Raw genomic sequence first — 24,207 nt, 5'->3', positions numbered from 1 at the left:
GTACACGCCGAAGGGCCCGGTTCCGTGAGTCGACTCACGGAACCGGGCCCTTCGGCGTGTACCGGATCATCTGCGGATCAGACCATCTGAGGCTCAGATCATCTGCGGCTCGAAGTCCCAGAACGGCCGGTTGCGCGACCGTGCGGAGACGGTGTGCACGTGCTGCGCGCCGAGGCTCGACGCGAGGTCGCCCAGCGCCTCGCCCTCGATCTTCTCCGCCCTGCCGCGGTCGCGCAGTGCCCTCAGGTCGGCCGCGTACGCGATCCTGGCCGACAGGGTCAGCGGATGGGTGCGGCCCATGACCTCGGTGGCGCGGGTGACCGTGGCGTCGGTGAGCTCGGCGGCGGCCTCCGGGTCCCCGACCAGATTGCGCAGCGCCGACGCGTTGATCGCACAGCCCAGGGTCCAGGGGTGGTTCTCCCCCACCGCCCGGGTCATGTCGGCGAGTGCCCCCTCGATGAGCAGGTGGGCCTGGTCCCGCTCGCCGACGTTGCGCAGGATCAGCCCGTGGTTGGCGCGGATCCCGGCCAGGTACGGGTGGCCCTCGCCGAGCATCATCAGGTAGCCGTCCATGACCCGGTCGCTTATGGCCCTGGCCTGGTCGACGTCCGCGTGCTCGCGGGCGAAGCAGCTCTGGCCTGCCGAGAACATCAGGGTCAGCGGGTCCGCGTCGCCGAGCACCCGCTCGGCCCGTTCCAGGACGCTGGTGAGCGCCGTCCCGGCCTGGCCCCGGTCGCCGCGGCGGTAGCGGCAGAGTGCCAGGTTGTACTCGGCGATCAGTGTCTGCGGATTGTCCTTGCCCAGGGTGTTGCGGTGGAGTTCGGCGCTCTGCGCCTGGAGGGACTCGGCCTCGCCGTAGCGGCCCAGGAGTCGCAGGTCGGTGGTGTAGTTGATCTCGGAGAGGAGGGTCCAGCGGTGCCTCGGCTTGAGGAGGAGACGCCGGGCCTCCAGGGTGCGCCGGTTGAGGTCCCGGGACTCCTCGTACCGTCCGAGCAGCCGCAGCGACACGGCCAGGTTGTTCTGGGCGTTGACGGTGCGGGAGTCCTGGTCGCCGAGCAGGTCGCGGTAGGCGACGAGGAGCCAGGTGGACAGCTCCAGTGCCTCGTCGTAGCGGCCGAGCCCCCGCAGGTCCGCGGCGAGGCCGGTGGCGGCCCTGAGGTGGTTCAGGTCCTGCGGCCCGCGCTCCTCGCGCAGGTGGTCGACGACGACCCGCTCCATGGCCTCGGTGACCGCGTAGTCGCCCACGGCCCGCAGGAGGTTGGCGTAGTGGTAGCTGACGTCCCACACCCGGGGGTGGGTCTCGCCGAGCAGCTCCCGCCAGGCGTCCATGGCGCGTTCACCGAGCTTGATGCCCGCCCGGTACTCCCCGGAGCAGTACATGTAGCGCAGGCAGTTCAGGACCAGGTTCTGGACGGCCGGGTCGGTGCTCTCCAGGACCTCGGCCCACTTGAGGTGCGGGACGATCTCGGCGTAGGCGGGCCAGAAGAGCGCTTCCATGGGCCGGCCCGGGTCGGCGGCGGCCAGCGCGCGGCGGACGACGTCGACGAACTCCCCCCGGTCGGGTTCGCGCATGTCGAGCCCGAGGACCTTGTGCACCATCCGGTGCAGGTAGATCGACTCGCCGGAGGACGCCTCCTCGGTGCCCGACTCGTGCGACTCCAGCCGGACCACGGAGTACTGCCGCAGGCGGCCGACCGCCCGGTTCCACAGCACCGGATCGTTCATCAGGCGGGAGAGCTGCTCCGGGAGGTCGCCGGGCGGCATCTCCTTGAGCAGTCGTACGGGGATGGAGCCGGGGGCGAAGAAGCTGCACAGCCGGAGCAGGTCGACGGCCTCGGGGACCGTCTCCTTGAGCTGGTTCAGCAGTATCGACCAGGCGGTCTGGAAGGCCAGCGGGAAGTCCGCGGAGACCTTGACCACGTCTCCCTCGATGCCGTTGTCGAGCAGCTGGATGTACTCCCGTACGGACATGTCGGAGTCGTTGAGCCAGCCCGCGGTCTGGTCGAGCAGCAGCGGGAGGTCGCCGAGGGCTCCGGCCAGTTCGTCGGCCTCGGACTCCGTGAGCCTCGGGGCCCGGCGGCGGACGAAGGAGACGGACTCGTCCCGGTCGTACTCGGGCACCCTGATCAGCGAGCTGTTGTACTCGCCCCACTCGGTGTTGCGCGAGGTGATCAGCACATGGCCGGGCCCGGTCGGCACCAGGTCGCTGATCTGGTCGGGTTCGTCGGCGCCGTCCACGACGAGGAGCCAGCGTGAGTGCGGTTCGCCGCGCCGCAGGGCGTCGCGCACGGCGCGCAGCCGCTCCCCGTACTCGGCGCCGGTGTTCAGGCCCAGTTCCGGGGCGAGTTCGGCGAGCTTCTGGCGGTAGAGGGCCCGTCGGTCGGCCGGGACCCACCACACCACGTCGTACTCCGCGTTGAAGCGGTAGACGTACTCCGCGGCCAGCTGGGTCTTGCCCACGCCGGACATTCCGTGCACGGTGACGACACCGGCGCCGGGACCCGCGTCCTGGAGGGCGTGGTAGACGTCGCTGAGCAGGGCCTCACGGCCCGTGAACCGCGTGTTGCGGCGCGGCACCCCTCCCCACACCTCGGGGGTGACGGCCGGATAGCGCGGTGCCGGTTTCGCCCCTTCGGGTCTGGGCAGCGGCTCCTCGGGCAGTTCGAGGTGGGCCAGCAGGCGCCGCTCGGCGTCCTCCTGACCGGTGTTCGTCAGGTCGGCCGCGGCGAAGACCGAGGTGGCGCCGGGCAGTGTCGAGGTGGTGACGGAGACGGCGGCGAAGCGGTCCGGGTCGGGCGCGACCACGGCGTGCAGCGCCCTGTTCCACTCCTCGTGGCCCCGGGGGCCGAGCTGGAAGTACCACTCGCTGAGGACGACGAGGATCCGGCCGGGGGCGAGCATCAGATTCCGGAGCTCGTCCTCCAGCGAGGTGCCGGCCTGCGGGTCCCAGCGCTGGTAGCCGACCCGTACCCCGCGTCGTTCGAGGCAGTCCCCGATCCAGATGGCCCAGGCCCGGTTGAACCCCGCGAAACTGATGGTGACCGAACCACCTCCGGCCGCCCCAACTTGCTTACCTGGTACGGGCATTCAACCGTCTCCCTGCATCGTCACAAGCCTTTTCAAGATACACCGGCGCCCTTGCGGAAACCGCTCGTTCCCGCCCGGTGGGCACGGTTGCCTCACAGCTGCCCGGAGCCGTTCCTCTGCTGCCATATCACCCGGGCCGTCCCCACATAGGCCCTCGCGCGAGCCCGGTGCCCCGTGGGAGCGGGAGATTCCGCCAGACGGTGGTAGAGGTTGATCAACTCGTTGACGACCACGCGTCCCTCCCTCGTTAGCCCGCCCGATCCGGCCAGGACGGGCAGCACGGCGCCCACTTGCTCGTGGCAGCGGGCGTGTTCGGTCCAGGCCAGGTCCCGCTCCCCGGTCCGGTCCGCTGCCAGCGCGCACCGCTGCCAGTAGCCGGCGAGGGCGGCGTGCGAGACGGCACCCTGCAGCAGCCCGTCGAAGGGCCGCGGATCAGGGCGCCAGGGCGCGAAGTGCCGTGCTTCCGGGCCCTCGTGGTGCAGCGGTACGAGGGCGGTCAGCGCGGCCAGTTTGGTGTGCTGCAGTTCGTGCACGAGGGTGGCGGCGAAGTACCCGGGTGTGCCGGGGCGGCTGCTGAGGACGGCGCCGAACGCCTCGCGACGGGTTCCGCTGCAGTGCGCCGCGCTCCCGCCCGCCCGGCCGGAGCCGGGTGGCGGGGCGAGCGGGACCAGGCAGCGGAGCAGGACCGCCGCTTCGGTGAGCCGGTGGCCGCCGCCGGCGCGGAGCCGGTCGGCGACCCCGGCCCAGGATTCGGCCCAGCCCGCCCGGGCCCGGTCGTCGAGGCGGACGGCGCCGCTCAGGCCGTGGTGCCCCGGGCCGCCGGCCGCCGTGCGGTAGGGATCCAGGTCGTCGAGGGGGACGGGCGCGGCGCCGGGCACGAGGGGTGGCAGTGTGTGGACGGGCCGCCACCGCGGGTCGTGACGGCGGGTACCGCCGTTCCCGGGCCGCACCACGATGTCCGTCTCCGCCTTGTTCCGTACGGTCATCACCCCGTCGGCGAACGTCAGATCGACCTGGCCGGGGCCGGTCCGCAGGGCCCCGAGGGTGGGCAGCGTCAGTGCGCCGCCGCGCACGGTGAGCCGGGTGGTGAAGGGCATCCGGGCGCGGATCGCGGCGGCGGCGGCGAGGGCCCCGAAGTGGTCGAGGTCGGTGAGGAGTTGCGGGGTGGGCGCGTCGGCGCCGAGGCCGGAGAGGCAGCTCCGGCCCCAGGGGCCCACCAGCGGGTGGAGCAGCACGGAGCGGGCGGCGGCGCGGTCGGCGCGGTCGGCCGCCTCCAGCAGGGCCCAGTCGCTCCGGAGGCGGTGGCGCAGGCCGGGTGGGCAGACCGTGTCCGGGGCCTGGTCGGCCGCGTCGGACAGGGCCCGCAGGAGGACGAAGCGGCGCGTGTCCTGGTCGTGCGCCAGCAGGCCCAGGGCGTGGGCGTCGCCCTCGGTGCGGCCCAGCGCGCGGAGCTCGCGGTCGGAGAGGGCGGGGGTCACGGTCCGTCTCCTGTGACGGCGTCGGCCAGTCGGGCCGCGATGTGGCGGATCAGCCGTTCGAGGTCGGCGCAGTAGACGGACGGGTTCACGAAGCCGTGTCCGGCGCGGTAGCGGTGGGCGTAGTGGCCGCCGCCGCAGACGGTGAGCAGCGGGCAGGCACGGCAGGTGGGGGCGAGCGCGGCGGCACCGGCCTGGCGGGCGGCGACACCGGGGTGGCGCAGCGCCTCGTCGAAGCTGTGCCGGAAGACGTCGAGGCCGGTCGCCGCCGCCGTGTCGTAGGCGGACTTGAGGGAGTCGACCTGCTCGATGCTTCCGTCGGTCTCCACCACGATGGCGTTGACGGGGTCGAGTCCGAGGGATTCGGTGGCGGCGGGCAGGCCCAGCAGGAGGGCCAGGCACTCCTCGAAGAGGCGGACGCGGGTCTCCCGGCGCCCCGCCTGCCACCAGCGGTCGAAGACGGCGCACAGCCAGTCTCCGTACGGGGTGGGCCGCCGGGCGGCCGCGGCGGGGCCGGCCTCGGTGGGCGCCGCCCCCACGGGCAGGCCGGGCGGCGGGGTGGTCCAGTTGCCGTGCGGGAGCAGCAGGTCGACGGCCGGGGGGCGCAGGGCGAGCAGCGACTCGTACACCTCGACGGGGTCGGTGTCCGGGTCGACCACGGTCAGGATGCCCGCGTACGCCTCGGGGTGTCGGGCGGCGAGCAGCCTGGCGCCACGCGCCGCGGCGGGCCAGGCGGGGCGTCCGGCGTGGTCGGTACGCCGGGTGTTGTGTGCGGCGAGGCCTCCGTCGAGGCTGATGCCGACGCGTATGCCCTGCCCGGCCAGGGTGGCGGCGCGGGCGTCGGTGAGGAGCGTGGCGTTGGTCTGGAGGGTGGTGCGGACGGTGCAGGGGCCCGGGACGCGTGCGCGGACGAGGCCGGCGAGGGCGGCCAGCCGGCCGGCGCCGGCGAGGAGGGGTTCACCGCCGTGCAGGACGAGGGAGATCTCCTGGTGCCGGTGCGTGGCGGTGTGTTCGGCGATGCGTGCGGCGGCACGGTCCAGGACGGCGTCGGACGCGGGGCCCGGGCGGTCGCGCCAGGTGCTGTCCGGACCCTCGTAGAGGTAGCAGTAGCGGCACGCGAGGTTGCAGCGGCCGTGCACCTTGATGATGAACTGCCCGAAGGGGACGGGGGTCACGGGACCGGCGGGCGGCACCGTGGCAGGGCTCGTCCCGGCGGTTCCGGACACTCCGGCCCCCTCGAACTGTCGGTGCCCACGGGGCCGGTCACAGCGCGCTGGTGAAGCCCCACAGCATTTCCTGCGGTGTCCCGGCCCGGCCCCGCAGGTCCGCGACCACCGAGGCGAGGACCGGGTGGTCCAGCGTCCGCAGGGCTTCGAGGTCCAGCTCCAGCAGGTCCGGCAGCGGCTCGGCCGCCGCGTGCGGCCCTCGCGGTGCATCTGCTCCGCCTTCACGCGCGGACTGGCTCATCCCGACTCCCCGTTGCCGTCGTACCCGGCTCACAGCCGTGCGCTCGCCCGTGAGCGCCCGGCCCTGACGTAAGCGGTGCGGAGCGTGCCCTTCCGCGTTCCCCGTCGAACGCTCATCGCTCCAGCGCGTCCAGCCGACGGTCCGTCGACTCTCCCGCCGGGCCGCCAGCGCCCGGCAGTTTGCGCCATTCGAGACGGGCCGCCCGGTACGCGTCGCGCGCGGCCCTGGGACGCCCCGCCTCCTCATAGGTCATACCCCGCCAGTGGTTGGCTGTAGCAGCCAATTCCACTGCTTGTTCGATCAGTTGTGGAATCTCCAGCTCCTCTTCGGCGGTCCTGGCGGCCTCGGACGCCGCGCGGAAGGCCTCCGCCGCCTCGTCGAGCCGGGTGGGCCTGCCGAGGCTGTGATAGGCGTCGAGATGGGACCGGCCCAGCTCCAGCCCGCACTCCGCCTGGGTCAGCGGATCGCGGGCCTCCCGCGCGGCGAGGTCGAAGAGGTGCTCGGCCTCGCGCAGGTCCACCCGGTCCTCGGTGGCCCGGTGGCGCAGCATCAGGGCCCTGCCGAGCATCAGCAGCCGGCCCGCCTGGCGCGGGCTGCCGCCCGTCGTCTCCGTACGGCAGTCGCGCAGCACCCGTACCGCGTCGCCGATGTACCGGGCGCCGTCGGGAAGTCCGGCGCGCCGCAGCAGGGCGCTGCCCCACTCGGCGAGCAGGTCGGCGTGGTCCCGGGAGTCCCTCGGGACGCTCCGCGCGGCGCCCTCGAACCGGTCGGCGGCCAGGACCAGTTCGGCGGGGTCGCCGGTGTGCTCGTGGCGGGCGATGTGGATCCGGCCGGCCCTCGCCCGGAGCGGGGCCCGCATCCGCTGGTCGCGCACGGTCTCCAGAGCCTGTCCGACCAGGGTCGACGCCTCTTCCGGATCGCCTCCGCAGCCCAGCAGGGCGTCCACCAGGTCCAGCAGGACCCGTGTCCGGGTGCCCCCCGTGTGCTGGGTGGTGCCGGCCTCGAACGCCTTGCGCAGCGATCGCGCCGACTGGCGGGCGTACACCCGGGACTGCTCGCCGTCGTTGGTGGCCCCGGACAGCCGCAGCAGGATCCGGCCGTGGGCCAGGATCAGCGACGAGGGCCGGTCCTCCTGGTCGGGCCAGACGTCGGCGAAGGCCTCCAGCATGCCGACAGCGGCCTGCAGGAGCGCGGTGTCACCGCCGAGCCGCCACTGCGCCTCCAGGGCGCGTACCCGCTCCAGCGTGAGTCTCAGCGCGCTCCCCGGGTCCAGCTGCGGATCCGCGCAGGCGACCGTGTACTCGCGGTCCGCGCGGCGCAGCAGCTCCAGGGCGCCACGGCGGTCCCCGCGGCGGCGCCGGTCGTCGGCGGCGGCGTGCAGCACCTTGGCCAGGACCGCCCGTTCGGCCACGGCCCCGGGGCGGCTCGCCGCACGCTCGGCGGCGTGCTCCGCCTCGCGCAGCAACTCGTCGCCGCCCCTCACCTCCCAGAGGCGGAGCAGGCAGCGCGCGTACTCGGCCCACAGCCCGGGCTCGGGGTCCGACCGCTCCCGCTCGGTGGCTCCTCGCAGCAGCTGAACGGCGTCGATCAGGTACTGCACCATGCTGTCGGACTCGAACTGCCGCACGAGGTCACGGGCTCCGGCCACGGCGGTGGCTCCGGCCGGGTCGGGGCGCCGGGCGCCGTGCGGGTCCTCGGGCCGGGCGAACCGGTCGGGCAGCGGCATGAAGCGCTTCAGCACCTGGGCGGCGACCTCGGCGAAGGGGTGCGGGACCCGGGGCGGCGTCGCCGCGCCCTCGGACGCGTCCGTCTCGACACCGGCGGATCCGGGGTCCTCCGCGTCCTCCGCGTCGGGCGGGCCCGCGGGATACGGCGAGCCGTACCTGCCGTCGCCCAGCTGGGCCAGGGCCAGGGCCGGGAAATTGGGGCCCGCCCGCCCGAAGCGCTGCTCGATGTACTCCGAACAGTGCTTGAGCACGAGCTTGGCCTCGTCCCGGCCCAGCGAGCCGAGCAGGGCCTCCTGGACGCCCGGTGCGATCGCGTACCACTGGCCGTGTTCCGCCGTGTCGCCCCCGGTGCGGGTCAGCAGCCCGCTCAGCAGGACCTCGGCCAGCTCGGACGGGCCGGAGTCCGGCAGCATGGTCCGCTGCACCAGCTGCATCACCGGCAGGCAGAGCGGTGCGGCGGCGAGGTAGACGGCCAGCTGTCCGGCGGCCGGGGAGGCCGACGAGCGGAACCGGCTGACCAGCTGGAGCGAGGACGGCCGGGCGCCGCCGCGTGGCGCGGGAGCCGCGGGCTGGTCCGCGCGCACCCGGGCGACCGCGCCGTAGATCCGTCCGGCGCCGGTACCGGAGAGCAGCCTGGCCCAGCCGGCCAGGGCGCCCGCGACGGGGGGCAGCACGGGAACGGCCAGCGATCCGTCGTGTGCCGGCAGGAGCGCCCCGGACTCGTCGGCCACCCTGATCGTGGCAGCTCCGCCGATGCCCTCGCCGCGCGAGAGGACGCCGTAGCTGACGGGCAGCCTGGTGCGGTTCCACAGCCGCTGCGGCAGTGGCTGCAGCACGGCGGTGGGGGCCTGTCGGGTGAGGTGGTGCAGGAGCCGGTGGGCGTGTCCGCTGCGCCAGACCGGCCCGGCGCAGTCGCTGACCACCACGGTGACGCGGCGGCCCGTGGGGTCGCTGAGCCGGTCCGCGGAATGCAGGGGGGCGGCGGCCGGATCGGCGCTGCGGCTCACCGCGGGAGCTCCGTCCGGGCCCTCGTGCAGATAGCGCACCTGGACGTCCCTGAAGGCGCCCAGCTGGGCGAATATCACCTGGAGTTCGGTGAACATGCGGTCCCAGACCCGCATGGACGAGGAGGCGTCCATGACGCACTGCAGGAGTGCGTCGGCCCGGGACACCCCTCGGAACACCGGGATGATCAGACCGCCCGTCCGGGCGCTGAGCTCCGCGGTCGCCGCCTCGTCCAGGGTGCTGCGCCGGGGCGGGGCCGCGGTCCGGTAGCGCTGCAACGGGCGCAGCGCGCGCTGCAGTTCGAGCAGGTCCGGGAGCGCCTGCGCGGCGGGCACGCCGAGGGGCAGCGCCGTGGCGCTGCCCCGGCCGGACCGGCCCGCGCCGCCGGACGGGGCGGGCGCGCCCGTGCCGTACGGGACGGGGTAGAGCGCGACGCGCGGGCCCCCGGCGGGCGGGCCGTCCGGTTCGCCGGCCGCGTCGTCGTCGAGGGCGGACGGGTCCGGGCGTGCGGGGCTCGTCGCCTGCCCGTCGGCGCCGCCGCTCCCCGGGGCCTCGGTGGCCGGGCCGGGCGACGGTCCGGGGGCTGCGGGCCCTTCCCCCGCGTCCGCGCCGCCGGTCTGCCGGGCGAGCCAGAGGACGTCACAGATCTGCTCCGCGTCGGGGTCGAGCCCGGCCTCGCGCAGCCTGGCGACGAACGCGGGCAGCAGCCCGCTCCCGCCGGGCCCCGGCTCGTCGGGTACGCCGTGACGGAGGGCGGTCGCGTCCCGCGGTCCGCCCGGTCCGTGCCGTGCCCCGGCATCGGACATCAGCCGTTCACCTCGGCCGGTCGAGTCGCTGGATGAGCAGGTCGGCGAGCCGGTCGCGGCCGGCGGGTGCGGCCACGTCGGTGAGGTAGACGGCGTTCAGCAGCTGGTCCGTCGCGAGGAGTTCGCCGCGTGAGCGCTCCAGGAAGTGGCTGATGAGGTCGTCCCCGGATCGCGCCGCCTCGTCCCCGAGGTGCGCGCGCACGAAGGTGGCCAGTCGTTGGTGGTCGGGGCGGCCGAGTTCCAGATGGATGCAGCGCCTCATGAGCGGGGCCGGGAAGTCGCGCTCGCCGTTGCTCGTGAGGACGACGAAGGGGAAGGAGGTGCACTGGACCCTGCCCCCCGTGATCACCACCTTGTTGCCGTCGTCGTCCAGGACGCGCGCCTCGCCGTCCGGCAGCCGGTCGCTGATGCGTTCCAGTTCGGGGATGGCGAACTCGCCTTCCTCCAGCACGTTGAGCAGGTCGTTCGGCAGGTCGATGTCGCTCTTGTCCAGCTCGTCGATGAGCAGCACGCGCGGCCGGTCGGAGGGCAGCAGCGCGGTGCCGAGCGGCCCGAGCCTGATGTAGCTCCCGATGCCGTCCGCGGCACCGGTGCCGGCCCGTTGCCCTGCCGTTCCGTGCGCGGCGATCTGCACGTCCTGGAGCCGTGCGATGGCGTCGTAGTGGTACAGCCCGTCGAGCAGGGTGGATCGGCTGACCACCGGCCAGCGCAGGACCCTGCCGAGACCGAGCTCATGGGCCACCGAGTGCGCCAGGGTGCTCTTTCCGGCACCCGGGCTGCCGGTGACGAGCAGCGGCCGTCTGAGGTAGAGCGCGGCGTTGATCATCTCCAGCTCCTCGGCGCCCGGCCGGTGCAGCTCGGCGAGGTGCCGGTGGCTGCCCAGCCGGCGGTCGGCGGAGCCGTCGGTCTCCTCGGCGCCGCCGGGTGGCGGATCGGCACGGTTCGCGAAGTCCCGCCAGGGCGGCGGCGAGGGCAGGCGCCCGATCCCCTCGTGCGGTTCGCCGGCCCCTCGGTAGATGAGCCACTCACTCGGTTCACTCATGGCGTTCCTCCCGTCATGGCGCCTCCAGGAGCTGCCCTGAGCCGGGCAGCGGATGGTGCGGGTCGTCGTAGAGCAGGGCGACGCTGTCGGACCAGTACGTCTCGATACGGCCCGCCCGCACCGATTTCCTCAGCTCGTGGATGGCGTAGGGAAGCCGGTCGCTCGCACCGGCCTGCGTCACCGTGTCGGCGGCCCGCCGGTGGAACTCCGTGCAGACGGCCCCGGCCTGCCCCGCGCGCCTGCGCCACAGCACCACGCCGTATCCCGCGCTCATCACCCGCCCGAGGCCGGCCAGGGCCTCCGCCGGGGGGTGGCCGCCGTACTGGCAGAGCAGCGGGACCGTCTCGATCGCCGGCGTACGGAGTTCACCCGTATCAGGAACGCGTACCCGGATGCCGCCCACGCAGTCGGCCACCTCGCCGCGCATCGGGCCCGCCGCCGTGCGGTTCCAGCGGACCTTCCGCTCCTTCGCGGACCACTCCTCGTCGTACGGCTCCTGGTCGGCGCACCTGAGGACCACGGGGCGCACGACACCGAGCGGTGGTTCGTACGGCGTCAGGCACCACTTGTCCACGTCCAGATTCAACAGTGCCCGGCCGGTGGCCACCTGGAGAACGGCCGGACTGTCCGGTTCGTCGCAGCACCGGAAGGCCTCGGCCAGCGGAGCGGCCAGCCGGGACGGCAGGTCGGCCAGCGCTGTGCCGTGGGCGTCCTCCGCCACCGGGCGGAAGTCGCCGTCGCTCTCGCCGACGGCGATCCGCCAGTCGTAGCGTCCCTGCTCCCAGCCGCGCAGCTCCAGCGACAGCAGGACGAAGGACCGCCCCGCCGCCCCCGGGCCCGCTCCGGGCCGCCCTGGCGGTGTGCGGTGCCCGGGGACCGGGCGGCCCGGGCCCGCGCTCCAGACCAGGTCGAGCTCCTTGCGGAAGCTGCGGGAGAGGTGGTCGTCGGCGGTCCGGCGCACCCACTCCCAGAGGGCCTGCGTGGCGTCCGCGGTGCCCGGGGCCTCGTAGGGGCGGTCGGCGGAGATGACGGCCATGCAGTAGCGCAGGACCAGTTCGAGCGCACGCTCGCCGTCGCGCACCTCGTACAGGGCGGCGAGGCCGTCGCGCCAGCCGCGCGGGGCGGGGCGGTGGTCACCGGCGTAGACGTCCGGCAGACCGTCCAGGAGGTCGAGCAGGGCGCGTGTGCTGACCGGGGGCGGGATGTCCGCGAGCCGCCCCAGCAGGACGATGCGCTGCCGCGGGCTGAGCGTGCGCCCGGGGCCCGGCGCGAGCTCGCTCTGGGCGTCGACCCAGGTCCGCTCGGTACCGGCCGTGCTGTCGTGCCGGTCGGCGTGGTGCCGGTCGTGCGCGTGGAACACCGCGTGGTACGGGTCGGCCCGCCGGTCCTCGGCGCCGGCCTGGACGGGGAGGGTCCGCAGTCGTTCGATGCCGACCGCGGTGCCGCCCTGTTCGCCCTCCATCCGTGACTTGAGGACGCCGACCACCTCGCCGCGGGCGAGGTCGACCACCGGGCCGCCGGACATGCCGGCCTCCATCCAGTCGCCGCCCAGCCGGATCTGCTGCCCGTCGTCGGCCGGCCCGCCGAACATGCCCTTGACCGTGCAGTCGCCGCTGACCGCGGCCGGCCTGCCGCCCCTCGGGCCGGTCCAGCCCACGTAGTGGACCCTGCTGCCCGGGAGCATCGCGGCGGGCCGCTCCGTGACGTAGACGCACGCGTGCTCGGCCGGTTCCAGCAGGCGGATCAGGGCCAGGTCGGGGGCCGGCCAGCCGGGTGCCCGCGGGCCGCCGCCCGGACCGGTCTCTGGCAGTGTCGCGACGACCGTGCCCGCGACGGCCCTCTCCGCGGCGCTGTGCCGATCCGGCCTGAACACCACGCTCACCCCACCCCCCTCCCCCTGAGACGCCACATGGGCGCATGTGAGGACCCAGCTGGGTGCGATGAAGAAGCCGCTGCCGAGAAAGCCCGTGTCGGATCCGTCTGGGACATACCCGGGCTCCGGCCGATGGATGCGTACCGTCGCCTCCCTCACGAGGCCCATCAGGGCAAGGGTCGTCCGGTCCCGTCCGCCCTCTGCGCCCCCGCCGGCGGGCTGCGTCACGAGCCGCCGCCGCCGGGCGCCCCACCGCCGTGGGGATGCGCCGGTGCGCCGGTGGAAGCCCCAGCGGACGGCCCGCCCGGCGGAGCGCCGTCCGGGGGCGTGGTGACGGGTGGCGAGGTGGGAGGCGGCGGGGTGGAGGGGGGCTGTGGTGCGGCGGGAGGAGATGCGGCGGTGAGGTGCGGAGTGGCGGGCGGCGGGACGGCGGTGGCGGGCGGCGGGACGGCGGTGGCCGGCGGCGGGACGGCGTCGGGCGGCGGCGGGACGGCGTCGGGCGGTCCACCGCCGGACCAGGTGAGAGTGACCTTGATCGCGCCCTTGGCCTCGCCGTCCGCGAGGAGCCCGACGACCTTGCCGGCCTTGGCCGTGAGCTCGATGCCGAATTCCACGCTGACCTCGTCGGGGCGCACCGCGCGCAGCGGTTCGGCGAGCGAGCGGGCGACGCTCGTGACGACGCCCGTGAGGCTCTCCACCCTGGCCTGGATCCGTTCGGTCAGGTCCTCGTACCCGATGTCCGTGTAGGTCGGCCCGCCCGCGGGCTCCCCCAGTTCCTCCGCGCCGGATATCCGCGCCCAGACCGGCGTACCGTCCGGCATCTCGATGCGCGTGATCCGGGCCGCGCTGTCACCCATGACACCCCCCGTTGCCCAACTCGTCGCAGATTAGCGGGAGTCCGCGGGCGGTGTGGGGCTCATGGAGCATGACATCACCTGCGGTACGCCTGCTCCGGGTGTTCTGCCCTGCACGGCCGCGGGGCGAACGCCCTACCCTGGCGGGGAACGACTACCGTCCCCACCCGGAGCGAGCGCAGGCATGTATTTCACGGACCGTGGCATCGAGGAACTGGAGAAGCGGCGCGGCGAGGAGGAGGTCACCTTCGAGTGGCTCGCCGAGCAGCTGCGTACGTTCGTCGACCTCAACCCCGACTTCGAGGTGCCCGTCGAGCGCCTGGCGACGTGGCTGGCCCGACTGGACGACGAGGACGAGGACGAGTAGTCACCGCCCGGACCGCAGCGCGCCCTCCGCTTCGCGCCTGAACCGGTTGTACGCGAGCCCCAGCGCACCCTGCGCCAGCAGGACCAGGCCCGCCGCGATCCAGCCCCCGCTGTGTCGGCGGGCCCCCCACAGGGTGAGCGGCAGCCCTACGGCGACCTGCGTCGCGGCCACCGCACGGGCGCGTGGACCGAGCATCCAGGGGCCGAGGCTGCCGCTCTCCACCGCGTCGAGTTCCAGCCGCACGGCATCGCGCCAGCCGGCCCACTCGATCAGTTCCGCTTCCCGGTGCGCACCGGCGGTGGCGCCCAGCCGGTCGGCCGGTTCGCCGGGGGTGAGGCCGGGCGGGAGGAACACCCCGGTGCGGGTGAGGACGGCCAGCAGTCCGCGCAGCCGCGCGTCGGCGTCCGCCTCCGGGTCATCCCGGGTGAGGGCCTCCAGGGCCTGCACATCGAGGACCGGGTCGAGACCCAGCCGGGTGGCGAACGTGCGCATGGCCTCGTCCTCACCGGCCGGGGTGCCGTCCGCCAGCCAGATGTAGCCGACCGGACGGCGGAAGCCCGTGGCGAGCGTGAATCCGGACCGTTCGCCGTCCCACCACAGCGCGAGCACCGGCCAGGCCGATCCCACCGCGAGCGCGGTGGCCCAGCCACCGAGGACCCGGTCGACGGGCTCGGCGCCCTCGCGACCCGCCGCTTCACCGTGGCCCGCGCCGCCGTTGCCGTCGTGGCCGTCGTGGCGCCAGGGCTTCCCCTCGGGAACGAGGGCGCTCCAGCCGTCCCCGGCCGGGATCAGCAGCATGCGCTCCTGCAGCAGACGGGCGAGGGGCCGTACGGTCTCGGGGTCGGCCCGGCACAGCAGCAGAGCACCCACGGAAGTCGCGGTCATGGTGCACACGCTAGGGCAATTCGCCCGGATATGGCGGGTTTCGATTGCCCTCGACCCCTCGTCCACACCCCCCTTGACTTCTCCGAACCGCGATATATCGTGTTCTCACAAGACGCGATATGTTGCGTCGTGCCCACGCCGTCCCGGAGGTCGGATCGCATGCCCGAGTCCACATGGACCGTCGCCGAACCCCAGAAACTCACCTTCGACATTCCCGTGACGGCGCTCAACGTGCGCGTCGTCAACGGCACGGTCAATGTCGTCGGCACCGACGAGCCGAGCGCCCGGCTGGAGGTCTCCGAGGTCGAGGGCCCGCCCCTGATCGTGACCCAGCGGGACGGAACCCTCACCGTCGCCTACGAGGACCTGCCCTGGAAGGGGTTCCTCACCTGGCTCGACCGCAAAAGTCCGCGCCGGAGTGCCGTCGTCTCACTGGCCGTGCCGGCCGGGTCGACGGTGGAGGTCGGCGTGATCGGCGCCGGGGCCGTCGTCTCGGGGATTCGCGGGCGTACGGAGCTGCGCGGCATCACGGGCGACACCACCCTGGTGGGGCTCTCGGGCGTGGTCAGGGCGGAGACCGTCGCCGGAAGCCTGGAGGCCCAGGCCGTCACCGGTGACCTCCACTTCCAGTCGGTGTCGGGCGATCTGACGGTCGTCGACGGCGCGGGCACGTCGGTGCGGGCGGAGTCCGTCAGCGGCCACATGGTGCTGGACCTCGACACGTCCCCGAAGCCGACCGACATCCGGCTGACCACGGTCTCCGGCGAGATCGCCATCCGGCTGCCGCACCCGGCCGACGCGAAGGTCGAGGCGAACACCGCGAGCGGTGCGGTCTCCAACGCGTTCGAGGATCTGCGGGTCGGCGGCCAGTGGGGCGCGAAGAAGATCACGGGCACGCTCGGCGCGGGCACGGGGAAGCTGAGGGCGACGACCGTCTCCGGCTCGATCGCGCTGCTGCGCCGCCCACCGGCGGAGGACGACCCGCACGCCGCCGAATCAACCGGAAAGGTGCTCTGACATGCCTCCCGTATTCGCCCATGGACGCCTGCGTCTGTATCTCCTCAAGCTGCTGGACGAGGCCCCGCGCCACGGCTACGAGGTGATCCGGCTCCTGGAGGAGCGTTTCCAGGGCCTTTACGCCCCGTCGGCCGGCACCGTGTATCCCCGCCTGGCGAAGCTGGAGGCCGAGGGCCTGGTCACGCACGCCACCGAGGGGGGCCGCAAGGTCTACTCGATCACCGACGCCGGGCGGGCCGAGCTGGCGGGCCGGGGCGGCGAGCTGGCCGATCTGGAGCTGGAGATCCGCGAGTCGGTGTCCGAGCTGGCCGCCGAGATCCGCGACGACGTACGCGGCGCGGCGGGCAAGCTGCGCAGCGAGATGCGGGCGGCGGCCTCGGAATCCCGTCACAGCGGAAGCACCGCGAAGAGCGGCTGGGAATCCGACCTGGGGGACAGCGAGGCGTGGCGCACGGCGAAGGAGGAGCTGCGCAAGGCCAAGCAGGAATGGAAGGAGCAGGCCCGCCGGGCGAAGGACGAGTCCCGCCGCGCCCGTGAGGACGCCGAGCAGGCCCGCCGCCAGGCCCAGGAGGCACATGAGAAGGCGCGTGAGCAGATGCAGAACGCGGCGCGCCAGGTGCAGGAGCATTTCGCGCGCGGGGACTGGCCCACGGGGGTGCGGGAGGGGCTGGCCGAGATCACGGGCCAGCTCGGTGGCTTCGCCAGGACCGGCAGCTGGCCTTCGTACACCAGGCCCGATCCTGCGGCCCCGGACGTCGAGTGGGCGGCGGACACGGCGTCCACGGGCGATCCGGCCCGGGATCTCGACCGGCTGCTGGACCGCTTCCGCGACGACGTCCGGGACGCGGCGCGGGACCGCGGTGTCACCGAGACCCAGCTGACGGATGCCCGGCACCACCTGGCCACGGCGGCGACCCAGCTGGACCGCCTGCTGCGGGGATCCGGTGACGCGGCGAAGGGCGGCACGACGCCGAAGAGGGCCTGACGGCGCGTTGCCCGTGCGGTCCCCTTGCCTGTGCGGTCTCCCGCTGCCCGCGCGGTCCCGACGTCGGCGCGGTCCCGTCATACATCCGGCCCCGTCGCCCGTTGGTCGTGCGGTCCGGGGCAACGGGTCCGCCGGCCTCGGAGCGAGGCGGGGGAGCCGGGGTTGCCGTTCGCCATCCCGGGCCGCCTGCCCCGCCGAAGGGATCGGCTCCACCCGAACCAGGGTGGGCCGCCCGTGCGGCCGGGTGGATCGACCGCTTCCCCCCGGCTGGTCCGCCCCGGCCCGAGCCGGGCTGCCCCCGCCCCTGGGCCGAGGGTGTCCCCATGGCGGGGCTGAGGTTCGGCGCCCCGGTCCTGCGGCGGATCGGCCCCACCCGGCTGCCGCCGGGACGGATCGCCCCATGGCCGGGCGGGTCCGGCACCCAACTGCCGGACGGATCAGCTCACCGCCGACCGACCGAATGATCGGGATCGGCCCGACCGACCGCCGGAACTGATCGACCAGGCGCCCGACCGACCGCCGGGCGGATCAGCTCGCCCTGGCCTGGCCCTCCCCTCCGGCTCCGTACAACGCCCGCTCCACGGTCGTATACGTCGCACCGTGTTCCGCGAGCACGTCCGCGACCACGCCCGGGCAGGCGGTCAGGGCCAGCAGGAGATGTTCCTCGCCGATGAAGCGGTCACCGCGGCCGAGGGCGACGCGCAGGGACTTCTCCAGGATGCCCTTCGCGCCGGTCGTGAACGCGCGGTGTCCCGACCGCCTCCGGCGGCCCGCTCGGGCGCCCGCCAGAGCGCCCTCCCCGTGCGCGCCCTCGACCTTGGCGACGATCTCGGTGACGTCGATGCCGATACCGGCCAACGCCGCCTCGTCCGCCTTGGTGAGTCCTCCGCGACGCCGGGCCTCGGTGAGCGAGGCCTCCATCGAGGTGCGGCGGTCGGTGAGGCCCAGGGCGGTGACGGCGAAGGAGGACCGGCCGCCCTCCTGGTCCAGCAGCGAGAGCAGCAGATGTTCCTCGGTGACCGAGTCCGCCCCGGCCCGCTCGGCGTGGGCCGCCGCGCCCGTGACCGCGGCCCGGGCACCCTTGGTGAATCGCTCGAACATCAATGCCTCCCGTACTTCTTGTGCACGGCCTGCCGGCTGACACCCAGCTCGGCAGCGATTTCCTGCCACGACCACCCCTGGACGCGGGCGCTCCTGACCTGTATTGCTTCGAGTTGTTCCAGCAGCCGCCGCAGCGCGGCGACCGCCCGCAGCCCGACGCGCGGGTCACGGTCACCGGCGCGTGCGGCGAGATCCGTTGCTTCGGTCATGACGTCAATCTACGTTGACACATGCCCACGTGTCAACCAATGTTGACAGGATCGGTGGCCAGACGGGCGTGGCGCTCCACGTCGTACCGCGTGTCCCCGTAGCGGAGCTTCCCCCGCTCGATGCCCTCCGCCGCGAAGCCGGCCCTGCGGGCCACCGCACAGGAGGCCGGGTTGTTCGTCCGGTGGCCGAGCTCCAGTCGGTACAGCACCAGGTCGTCGAAGGCCCAGCGCGCCAGTGCCCGCACCCCAGCCGCCGCCACCCCCGCGCCGCGCGCGGCCTCGGTGGTCCAGTAGGAGATCCAGCCGGTGCCGTGGACATGGTTCACCGCGGTCACGGCCACGCAGCCGAGTGCCGCACCGTCCCTGACGACGGCCCACGCATATCCGGTGCCCGCCGTCCTGGCCGCGTCCCGTTCGGTGATCCACTCCAGCGCCTCGGCCCGACTGGTGACGGCGCGGCCCGCCTGGCGGGCCATCTCGGCAGGTCCGAAGGCCCGGAGCACGGCCGGGGCGTCGGACGGCCGCCAGGGACGCAGCAACAGCCCTTCGGGAGTCCGCAGTTCCGGCGGGGGCGTCACGAGACGGTGAGCACGATCTTCCCGAAGAGGTCCCCGGCGGCGAGCCGTTCGAATCCTTCGCGGGCCCTGTCCAGCGGCAGCGTCCCGTCGATGACGGGCCGGACACCGGTGGCCGCGCAGAAGGCCAGCAGGTCCTCCAGCTCGTCCTTGGACCCCATCGTGGAACCGACGACCTTGAGTTCGAGGAAGAAGATCCGGGTCAGTTCGGCGTGCGAGGGACGGTCGCCGCTGGTGGCTCCGGAGATGACCAGCGTGCCCCCGGGCCGCAGCGACTTCACCGAGTGGGACCAGGTGGCGGCCCCGACGGTCTCGATGACGGCATCGACGCGCTGCGGCAGCCGCGCCCCGGACTCGTACGCCTCGACGGCACCCAGTTCCACCGCGCGCCTGCGCTTGGCCTCGTCCCTGCTGGTCGCGAACATCCGGAGCCCGGCGGCCTTGCCGAGCACGATCGCGGCGGTGGCGACCCCGCCGCCGGCCCCCTGCACGAGGACCGAGTCGCCGGGGCGCACCCCCGCGTTGGTGAACAGCATCCGGTACGCGGTGAGCCAGGCGGTCGGCAGGCAGGCCGCCTGTTCGAAGGTGAGCTCCTTCGGTTTGGGCAGCACGTTCCAGCTGGGAACGGTGACCAGCTCGGCGAAGGTGCCCTGGTAGCGCTCGGTGAGGATGGACCGCGGCTCGTCCGGGCCGACCCCGTGCCCCGTCTGTCCGATGACGGAGTGCAGGACGACCTCGTTTCCGTCCTGGTCGATCCCCGCGGCGTCGCAGCCGAGGATCATGGGCAGCTTGTCCTCGCCGAGGCCCACACCGCGCAGCGACCAGAGGTCGTGATGGTTGAGGGAGGCGGCCCTGACCTGGACGGTGGTCCAGCCGGGTCGCACTCCGGGCGCCGGGCGTTCGCCCAGCTCAAGGCCGTCGAGGGGCTGGTCACGGTCGATACGTGCGGCATAGGCGGCGAACATGGCCATGACGATAGGCCGTGACGCCCCGTGACGTAACCGTCCGACGGTGTGACACACGCCGCAGCGGCAGCGTACGCACGCCGCCGGGATCCCCGGACAGGGAAAGGGGCGGTGACGGGGCCGGACCTGCCGCCCCCGTCACCGCCCCACCCCCGGCATCAGCGCCGTGCCACGCCCTCGGCCCGCGCGGCCGCGGCCACCGCCGCGGTGACGGCCGGAGCGACCCGCTCGTCGAACGGCGACGGGATCACGTAGTCCGCGGCCAGCTCGTCCCCGACCACGTCCGCCAGCGCGTTCGCCGCGGCGATCTTCATGCCCTCGGTGATCCGGGAGGCCCGGACCTGCAGGGCACCGGCGAAGATGCCGGGGAACGCCAGCACGTTGTTGATCTGGTTGGGGTAGTCCGACCGCCCGGTCGCCACCACGGCCGCGTACTTGTGCGCGACATCGGGATGGACCTCGGGGTTCGGATTGGCCATGGCGAACACGAACGCGCCGGGCGCCATCGAGGCGACGGCCGGCTCGGGAACGGTACCGCCGGAGACACCGATGAACACGTCGGCGCCCGCGAGGGCCGTCGCCAGCGGACCGGAGATGTCCGCCCTGTTCGTGAGCTCCGCCAGTTCGCGCTTGACGTCCGTCAGGTCGTCGCGGTCCCGGCTGACGATGCCCTTGCGGTCGGCGACGGCGATGTCACCGATGCCCGCCTCCAGCAGGAACTTCGCGATGGCCACACCGGCCGCACCGGCACCGGAGATGACACCGCGCAGATCACCGAGCGTGCGGCCGGACAGCTTCGCCGCGTTGCGCAGGGCCGCGAGCGTCACGACGGCCGTGCCGTGCTGGTCGTCGTGGAAGACCGGGATGTCGAGCCGCTCCTGGAGCCGGCGCTCGACCTCGAAGCACCGGGGTGCCGAGATGTCCTCCAGGTTGACGCCGCCGAAGGAGGGCGCCAGCCGCACGACGGTCTCGACGATCTCGTCCACGTCGGTCGTGGCGAGTGCGATCGGCACCGCGTCCACACCCCCGAACTGCTTGAAGAGGATCGCCTTGCCCTCCATCACCGGGAGGGACGCCTCGGGACCGATGTCCCCCAGGCCCAGCACGGCGGTGCCGTCCGTCACGACGGCCACGACCTGCGACTTCCAGGTGTAGTCGTGGACGAGCTCGGGGTTCTCGGCGATGGCGCTGCACACCTTGGCCACGCCGGGCGTGTACGCGAGGGACAGGTCGTCCTTGTCCCTGATCGGGACGGTGGCCTGCACGGCCATCTTCCCGCCGCGGTGGAGGGCGAACGCCGGATCGAAGGGCTCGTCCGCACCGCTGATGTCATCCGCACCTGCCGCACCGTGCGTCTTGCTGTCGCTGCGAGGATTGACGATCTCCGCTGCCATTGTGTTGACCCCTTAAGTCTTCATCGTTTGAGGGTGGCCACTCCTGGTTGAGGAGGGGTGGGCGGGCACCGCGTACGTTCCCGGCACTGAACGGGTTGGCCCGCCCCGCAGGGGATGCACGTACGCGCGGGCGCGCCGCACACGCGCCCTGAGCCCCTGATGAGGGGTGTAAAGGTCTTTTTTACCCGACGGACCGCGCCTCGGACGAGTCCATATCGACGCGGTGACATGACTCATAGCTGAATATTCTGACAAGTCCACTAAGAGGCATAAAGGTCGTCCGCGGGTCGAGATGCACCGGAGATTCTCCGGAGGAAGGCTTGAATTCCAACAGATGGTCCGGCCTTGCAGTACCGGCCCGTTGGGGATCGGGGGTCGCCCGTTACCCGATTTTGACATGCCGTGGCCCCTGATTGGGCTAGTCCGAATGGCAAGATGCCCTAATCACACAAGGTGGCAACACTCGAAGGTCCGTGCGGACCCACCTGACCAGCTTCCCCTCACCGCCGGAGGATTCCGATCATGACCGCAAGCACGATCTGTCGTAAGACCGCGAAGTCCCGGATTGCCGCGGTCTGCGCAGTCGCGGTCGCGGGCACCCTGCTGCTGACCGCCTGCGGCGACCAGACCGAGAGCGGGTCGACGAAGACCGGCGGCGACACCGCGTCCACGAACGGCGCCCCGCTCTTCGACAAGCTCCCGGCGAAGTACCAGAAGTCCGGTGTCATCAAGGTCGGCACGAACGCCGAGTACGCCCCGATGGAGTCCGTCGAGAACGGCAAGATCGTCGGTGTCGACCCCGACATCGCCGAGGCCCTCGGCAAGCAGCTGGGTGTGAAGTTCGAGTTCACCTCCGGCTCCTTCGACGGCCTGATCACCGCCCTGAACACCGGCCGCCACGACATCGCCATGTCGTCCATCACGGACAACAAGCAGCGTCAGGAGGGCCTGGACGACAAGGGCAAGAAGCTCGGCAAGGGCGTCGACTTCGTCGACTACTTCCTGGCCGGCACCGCCGTCTACACCAAGAAGAGCAACCCCGAGGGCATCAAGTCCATCGAGGACCTGTGCGGCAAGGTCGCGGCGGTCCAGCGCGGCACCACGTACGAAGAGGCGCTGAAGAAGCAGTCCGCGGCCTGCGAGGACGGCGGCGAGAAGGCCATCACGATCGAGTCCTTCGAGAACGACACCGAGGCCCAGACCCGCGTGAAGTCGGGCGGCGCCGTCGCCGGTGTCAACGACTACCCGGTCGCGGTCGACCTGGCCCGCAAGGCCGGTGGCGGCAACGACTTCGAGGTCGTCGGTGAGCAGGTCGACGCCGGCCCCTTCGGCATCGCCGTGAACAAGGACAACACCGAACTGCGTGACGTGCTCAAGGAGGCCGTCGACGCGATCATCGCCGACGGCTCCTACCAGAAGGTGCTCGACAAGTGGGGCGCCGGCACCGGAGCGATCGACAAGGCCGCCATCAACGGCGGCAAGTGACCGGCGCACCACCGAAGGGCAGTCACCGTGACTGACAAGTTCGACAAGGTGCCCGGCGGCCCATCGGCCGCCGTGGCATCCGTCTCCAAGGCCACCACCGTCGCACCGGAGACCATCAAGGCCATTCCCGTACGCCACTACGGCCGCTGGATCAGCGGCGTGGTCGTCGTGGGGCTGCTCGTCGGCCTCGTGTACGCCTTCTCGCAGGGCAACATCCAGTGGCAGGCGGTCCAGGACAAGGTGTTCGACGACACCGTCCTGGCCGGAGCCGGCCGCACGCTGCTGATCAGCGTGCTGGCGATGGCACTCGGCGTGGTCCTGGGCGTGGTCCTCGCCGTCATGCGCCTGTCGAGGAACCCGGTGACCAGCTGGGTCGCCTGGCTCTACATCTGGTTCTTCCGCGGCACCCCGGTCTACGTGCAGCTGCTCCTCTGGTTCAACCTGGCGCTGATCTTCCCGGTCCTCAACATCCCGTTCGTCTACAAGGACGAGATGACCGACGTGATGACCCCGTTCATGTGCGCCCTGCTGGGACTCGCGCTGAACGAGGCCGCGTACATGGCGGAGATCGTCCGCGCGGGCATCCAGTCGGTGGACGAGGGCCAGACCGAGGCCTCGCACGCGCTGGGCATGACCCAGGCGAAGACCATGCGACGTGTGGTGCTCCCGCAGGCGCTGCGGGTGATCATCCCGCCGACCGGCAACGAGTTCATCAACATGCTGAAGACCTCGTCGCTGGTGTACGCCGTCACGTACAACGAGCTGCTGCGCTCCACCTCGCAGATCGGCTCCACCTCGTACGCGGTGATGGAGATGCTCTTCGTCGCCTCCATCTGGTACATCGTGATGACCAGTGTGTTCAGCGTGGGCCAGTACTACCTGGAGCGCCGCTACGCCCGGGGCAGCCTGCGCAGCCTTCCGCTCACCCCCTGGCAGCGGGTCAAGGTCAACCTCGCCGCCTTCAGCAACCGTCCCTCGGGGGGTGTTTCCGCATGACCGCCATGGTGAAGGCCGAGGGCGTACACAAGTCCTTCGGCGCCGCGCACATCCTCAAGGGCATAGACCTGGAGGTCGCCCCGCGTGAGGTCTTCTGCCTGATCGGCCCGTCCGGTTCCGGCAAGTCGACGTTCCTGCGGTGCATCAACCACCTGGAGCAGATCAACGCCGGGCGGCTGTACGTCGACGGCGACCTGGTCGGCTACCGGCAGAAGGGCGACAAGCTCTACGAGCTCAAGGACAGCGAGGTCGCGCTGCAGCGCCGGGACATCGGCATGGTCTTCCAGCGCTTCAACCTGTTCCCGCACATGACGGCCCTCGAGAACGTCATGGAGGCCCCGATCCAGGTCAAGGGCGAGGCGAAGGCCGTCGCCCGGGCCCGCGCCGAGCAGCTCCTGGACCGGGTCGGCCTGTCCGACAAGGCGAAGAACTACCCGACCCAGCTCTCCGGTGGACAGCAGCAGCGGGTGGCCATCGCCCGCGCCCTGGCCATGGAGCCGAAGCTGATGCTCTTCGACGAGCCGACGTCGGCGCTCGACCCGGAGCTGGTCGGCGACGTCCTGGACGTCATGCGCGGGCTGGCCGAGGACGGCATGACGATGATCGTCGTCACCCATGAGATGGGCTTCGCCCGCGAGGTCGGAGACGCCCTCGTCTTCATGGACGACGGTGTCGTGGTCGAGTCGGGCCACCCGCGCGACGTACTGACCAACCCGCAGCACGACCGGACGAAGTCCTTCCTGTCCAAGGTGCTGTAGACCCTCGGCGGTACGGAGAAGGGGGGGGGGGGGGGGGGGGGCGGGCGGGCGGCCCGGGTGGGTGGGGCAGGGTATTAGGCGGGGGTTCGGGGGCGAGGGGGGGGGGGGGGGGGGGGTGCGGGCGGGAGGCGGGG

20 protein-coding genes are annotated in these 24,207 nt (G+C 72.7%); 6 read left to right on the top strand and 14 right to left on the bottom strand.

Annotated elements, in window-relative coordinates; all coding sequences use genetic code 11:
- Positions 1-93 precede the first annotated feature (93 nt).
- The 8 genes from fxsT to ACFWVP_RS15305 form a co-directional block, all read right to left on the bottom strand.
- Positions 94-3,087, bottom strand: coding sequence for an FxSxx-COOH system tetratricopeptide repeat protein (fxsT, locus tag ACFWVP_RS15340; protein ID WP_384496845.1), 2,994 nt, complete (start codon positions 3,085-3,087; stop codon positions 94-96).
- Positions 3,088-3,179: 92 nt separating this feature from the next.
- Positions 3,180-4,565: an aKG-HExxH-type peptide beta-hydroxylase gene (locus ACFWVP_RS15335; protein WP_384496843.1), complete on the bottom strand. Its 1,386-nt coding sequence runs from the start codon at positions 4,563-4,565 to the stop codon at positions 3,180-3,182.
- On the bottom strand, positions 4,562-5,788 hold the full coding sequence (locus ACFWVP_RS15330; RefSeq protein ID WP_384496841.1) for an FxsB family cyclophane-forming radical SAM/SPASM peptide maturase: 1,227 nt from the start codon (positions 5,786-5,788) through the stop codon (positions 4,562-4,564). Before ACFWVP_RS15330 ends, ACFWVP_RS15335 begins: the two co-directional genes overlap by 4 nt.
- 37 nt (positions 5,789-5,825) lie before the next feature.
- Positions 5,826-6,029 carry an FxSxx-COOH cyclophane-containing RiPP peptide gene (gene fxsA, locus ACFWVP_RS15325; protein WP_384496839.1) on the bottom strand — a complete coding sequence of 68 codons (204 nt, stop codon included), beginning with the start codon at positions 6,027-6,029 and terminating at the stop codon, positions 5,826-5,828.
- A gap of 112 nt (positions 6,030-6,141) precedes the next feature.
- Positions 6,142-9,567 carry an SAV_2336 N-terminal domain-related protein gene (locus ACFWVP_RS15320; RefSeq protein ID WP_384496838.1) on the bottom strand — a complete coding sequence of 1,142 codons (3,426 nt, stop codon included), beginning with the start codon at positions 9,565-9,567 and terminating at the stop codon, positions 6,142-6,144.
- Positions 9,568-9,574: 7 nt separating this feature from the next.
- Positions 9,575-10,609 carry an AAA family ATPase gene (locus ACFWVP_RS15315; protein ID WP_384496837.1) on the bottom strand — a complete coding sequence of 345 codons (1,035 nt, stop codon included), beginning with the start codon at positions 10,607-10,609 and terminating at the stop codon, positions 9,575-9,577.
- Positions 10,610-10,622: 13 nt separating this feature from the next.
- Positions 10,623-12,650 carry a trypsin-like peptidase domain-containing protein gene (locus tag ACFWVP_RS15310; protein ID WP_384496835.1) on the bottom strand — a complete coding sequence of 676 codons (2,028 nt, stop codon included), beginning with the start codon at positions 12,648-12,650 and terminating at the stop codon, positions 10,623-10,625.
- Between the two features lie 56 nt (positions 12,651-12,706).
- Entirely contained in the window at positions 12,707-13,339 is a 633-nt protein-coding gene (locus tag ACFWVP_RS15305) for a CU044_2847 family protein (RefSeq protein WP_384496834.1), read from the bottom strand.
- Positions 13,340-13,520: 181 nt separating this feature from the next.
- Here ACFWVP_RS15305 and ACFWVP_RS15300 point away from each other — a divergent pair, with 181 nt between their 5' ends.
- Entirely contained in the window at positions 13,521-13,703 is a 183-nt protein-coding gene (locus ACFWVP_RS15300; RefSeq protein ID WP_003961784.1) for a DUF6104 family protein, read from the top strand.
- Here the strand turns inward: ACFWVP_RS15300 and ACFWVP_RS15295 are convergent, their stop codons facing one another.
- A complete protein-coding gene (locus ACFWVP_RS15295) occupies positions 13,704-14,588 on the bottom strand; it encodes a hypothetical protein (protein ID WP_384496832.1) in 885 nt (294 codons plus the stop codon).
- Between the two features lie 159 nt (positions 14,589-14,747).
- Here ACFWVP_RS15295 and ACFWVP_RS15290 point away from each other — a divergent pair, with 159 nt between their 5' ends.
- The gene (locus ACFWVP_RS15290; protein WP_384496831.1) at positions 14,748-15,605 is read left to right on the top strand and encodes a DUF4097 domain-containing protein; all 858 of its coding nucleotides are present in this window, start codon (positions 14,748-14,750) and stop codon (positions 15,603-15,605) included.
- 1 nt (position 15,606) lies between these two features.
- Positions 15,607-16,590 (top strand): helix-turn-helix transcriptional regulator, encoded by a 984-nt coding sequence (locus ACFWVP_RS15285; protein ID WP_384496829.1) that lies wholly within the window; start codon positions 15,607-15,609, stop codon positions 16,588-16,590.
- A gap of 528 nt (positions 16,591-17,118) precedes the next feature.
- Here the strand turns inward: ACFWVP_RS15285 and ACFWVP_RS15280 are convergent.
- The 5 genes from ACFWVP_RS15280 to ACFWVP_RS15260 form a co-directional block, all read right to left on the bottom strand.
- Positions 17,119-17,691, bottom strand: a complete 573-nt coding sequence (locus ACFWVP_RS15280) for a Clp protease N-terminal domain-containing protein (protein ID WP_384496827.1) — start codon at positions 17,689-17,691, stop codon at positions 17,119-17,121.
- A complete protein-coding gene (locus ACFWVP_RS15275; protein ID WP_384496825.1) occupies positions 17,691-17,900 on the bottom strand; it encodes a sigma factor-like helix-turn-helix DNA-binding protein in 210 nt (69 codons plus the stop codon). Before ACFWVP_RS15275 ends, ACFWVP_RS15280 begins: the two co-directional genes overlap by 1 nt.
- A 32-nt stretch (positions 17,901-17,932) precedes the next feature.
- Positions 17,933-18,478: a GNAT family N-acetyltransferase gene (locus tag ACFWVP_RS15270; protein WP_384496823.1), complete on the bottom strand. Its 546-nt coding sequence runs from the start codon at positions 18,476-18,478 to the stop codon at positions 17,933-17,935.
- Positions 18,475-19,440, bottom strand: coding sequence for a zinc-binding dehydrogenase (locus tag ACFWVP_RS15265; protein WP_384496822.1), 966 nt, complete (start codon positions 19,438-19,440; stop codon positions 18,475-18,477). The genes ACFWVP_RS15270 and ACFWVP_RS15265 overlap by 4 nt, the downstream gene beginning before the upstream one ends.
- A gap of 158 nt (positions 19,441-19,598) precedes the next feature.
- Positions 19,599-20,834 carry an NADP-dependent malic enzyme gene (locus tag ACFWVP_RS15260; RefSeq protein WP_384496820.1) on the bottom strand — a complete coding sequence of 412 codons (1,236 nt, stop codon included), beginning with the start codon at positions 20,832-20,834 and terminating at the stop codon, positions 19,599-19,601.
- 522 nt (positions 20,835-21,356) lie between these two features.
- Between ACFWVP_RS15260 and ACFWVP_RS15255 the strand changes: the two genes are divergently transcribed.
- Genes ACFWVP_RS15255 through ACFWVP_RS15245 form a run of 3 tightly spaced genes read left to right on the top strand, consistent with a single transcriptional unit; the run spans position 21,357 to position 24,073 of the window.
- Positions 21,357-22,319: an ABC transporter substrate-binding protein gene (locus ACFWVP_RS15255; protein ID WP_384496818.1), complete on the top strand. Its 963-nt coding sequence runs from the start codon at positions 21,357-21,359 to the stop codon at positions 22,317-22,319.
- Positions 22,320-22,346: 27 nt separating this feature from the next.
- Entirely contained in the window at positions 22,347-23,315 is a 969-nt protein-coding gene (locus ACFWVP_RS15250; RefSeq protein WP_384496817.1) for an amino acid ABC transporter permease, read from the top strand.
- Positions 23,312-24,073 (top strand): amino acid ABC transporter ATP-binding protein, encoded by a 762-nt coding sequence (locus tag ACFWVP_RS15245; protein WP_384496815.1) that lies wholly within the window; start codon positions 23,312-23,314, stop codon positions 24,071-24,073. Before ACFWVP_RS15250 ends, ACFWVP_RS15245 begins: the two co-directional genes overlap by 4 nt.
- Positions 24,074-24,207 lie beyond the last annotated feature (134 nt).

This window comes from Streptomyces sp. NPDC058637 (assembly GCF_042717325.1).
Lineage (GTDB): Bacteria > Actinomycetota > Actinomycetes > Streptomycetales > Streptomycetaceae > Streptomyces.
The sequence above is the reverse complement of the archived record's forward strand: the minus strand, read 5'-3'. Positions and strand labels throughout refer to the sequence as shown.

Bases quoted from the DNA above. Each gene is read 5' to 3' on its own strand.
- ACFWVP_RS15310 (WP_384496835.1), bottom strand. From the start codon at position 12,650: ATGGGCCTCGTGAGGGAGGCGACGGTACGCATCCATCGGCCGGAGCCC.
- ACFWVP_RS15265 (WP_384496822.1), bottom strand. From the start codon at position 19,440: ATGTTCGCCGCCTATGCCGCACGTATCGACCGTGACCAGCCCCTCGAC.
- ACFWVP_RS15275 (WP_384496825.1), bottom strand. From the start codon at position 17,900: ATGACCGAAGCAACGGATCTCGCCGCACGCGCCGGTGACCGTGACCCG.
- fxsT (WP_384496845.1), bottom strand. From the start codon at position 3,087: ATGCCCGTACCAGGTAAGCAAGTTGGGGCGGCCGGAGGTGGTTCGGTC.
- ACFWVP_RS15315 (WP_384496837.1), bottom strand. From the start codon at position 10,609: ATGAGTGAACCGAGTGAGTGGCTCATCTACCGAGGGGCCGGCGAACCG.
- ACFWVP_RS15320 (WP_384496838.1), bottom strand. From the start codon at position 9,567: ATGTCCGATGCCGGGGCACGGCACGGACCGGGCGGACCGCGGGACGCG.
- ACFWVP_RS15295 (WP_384496832.1), bottom strand. From the start codon at position 14,588: ATGACCGCGACTTCCGTGGGTGCTCTGCTGCTGTGCCGGGCCGACCCC.
- ACFWVP_RS15290 (WP_384496831.1), top strand. From the start codon at position 14,748: ATGCCCGAGTCCACATGGACCGTCGCCGAACCCCAGAAACTCACCTTC.
- ACFWVP_RS15280 (WP_384496827.1), bottom strand. From the start codon at position 17,691: ATGTTCGAGCGATTCACCAAGGGTGCCCGGGCCGCGGTCACGGGCGCG.
- fxsA (WP_384496839.1), bottom strand. From the start codon at position 6,029: ATGAGCCAGTCCGCGCGTGAAGGCGGAGCAGATGCACCGCGAGGGCCG.
- ACFWVP_RS15260 (WP_384496820.1), bottom strand. From the start codon at position 20,834: ATGGCAGCGGAGATCGTCAATCCTCGCAGCGACAGCAAGACGCACGGT.
- ACFWVP_RS15305 (WP_384496834.1), bottom strand. From the start codon at position 13,339: ATGGGTGACAGCGCGGCCCGGATCACGCGCATCGAGATGCCGGACGGT.
- ACFWVP_RS15285 (WP_384496829.1), top strand. From the start codon at position 15,607: ATGCCTCCCGTATTCGCCCATGGACGCCTGCGTCTGTATCTCCTCAAG.
- ACFWVP_RS15300 (WP_003961784.1), top strand. From the start codon at position 13,521: ATGTATTTCACGGACCGTGGCATCGAGGAACTGGAGAAGCGGCGCGGC.
- ACFWVP_RS15245 (WP_384496815.1), top strand. From the start codon at position 23,312: ATGACCGCCATGGTGAAGGCCGAGGGCGTACACAAGTCCTTCGGCGCC.
- ACFWVP_RS15255 (WP_384496818.1), top strand. From the start codon at position 21,357: ATGACCGCAAGCACGATCTGTCGTAAGACCGCGAAGTCCCGGATTGCC.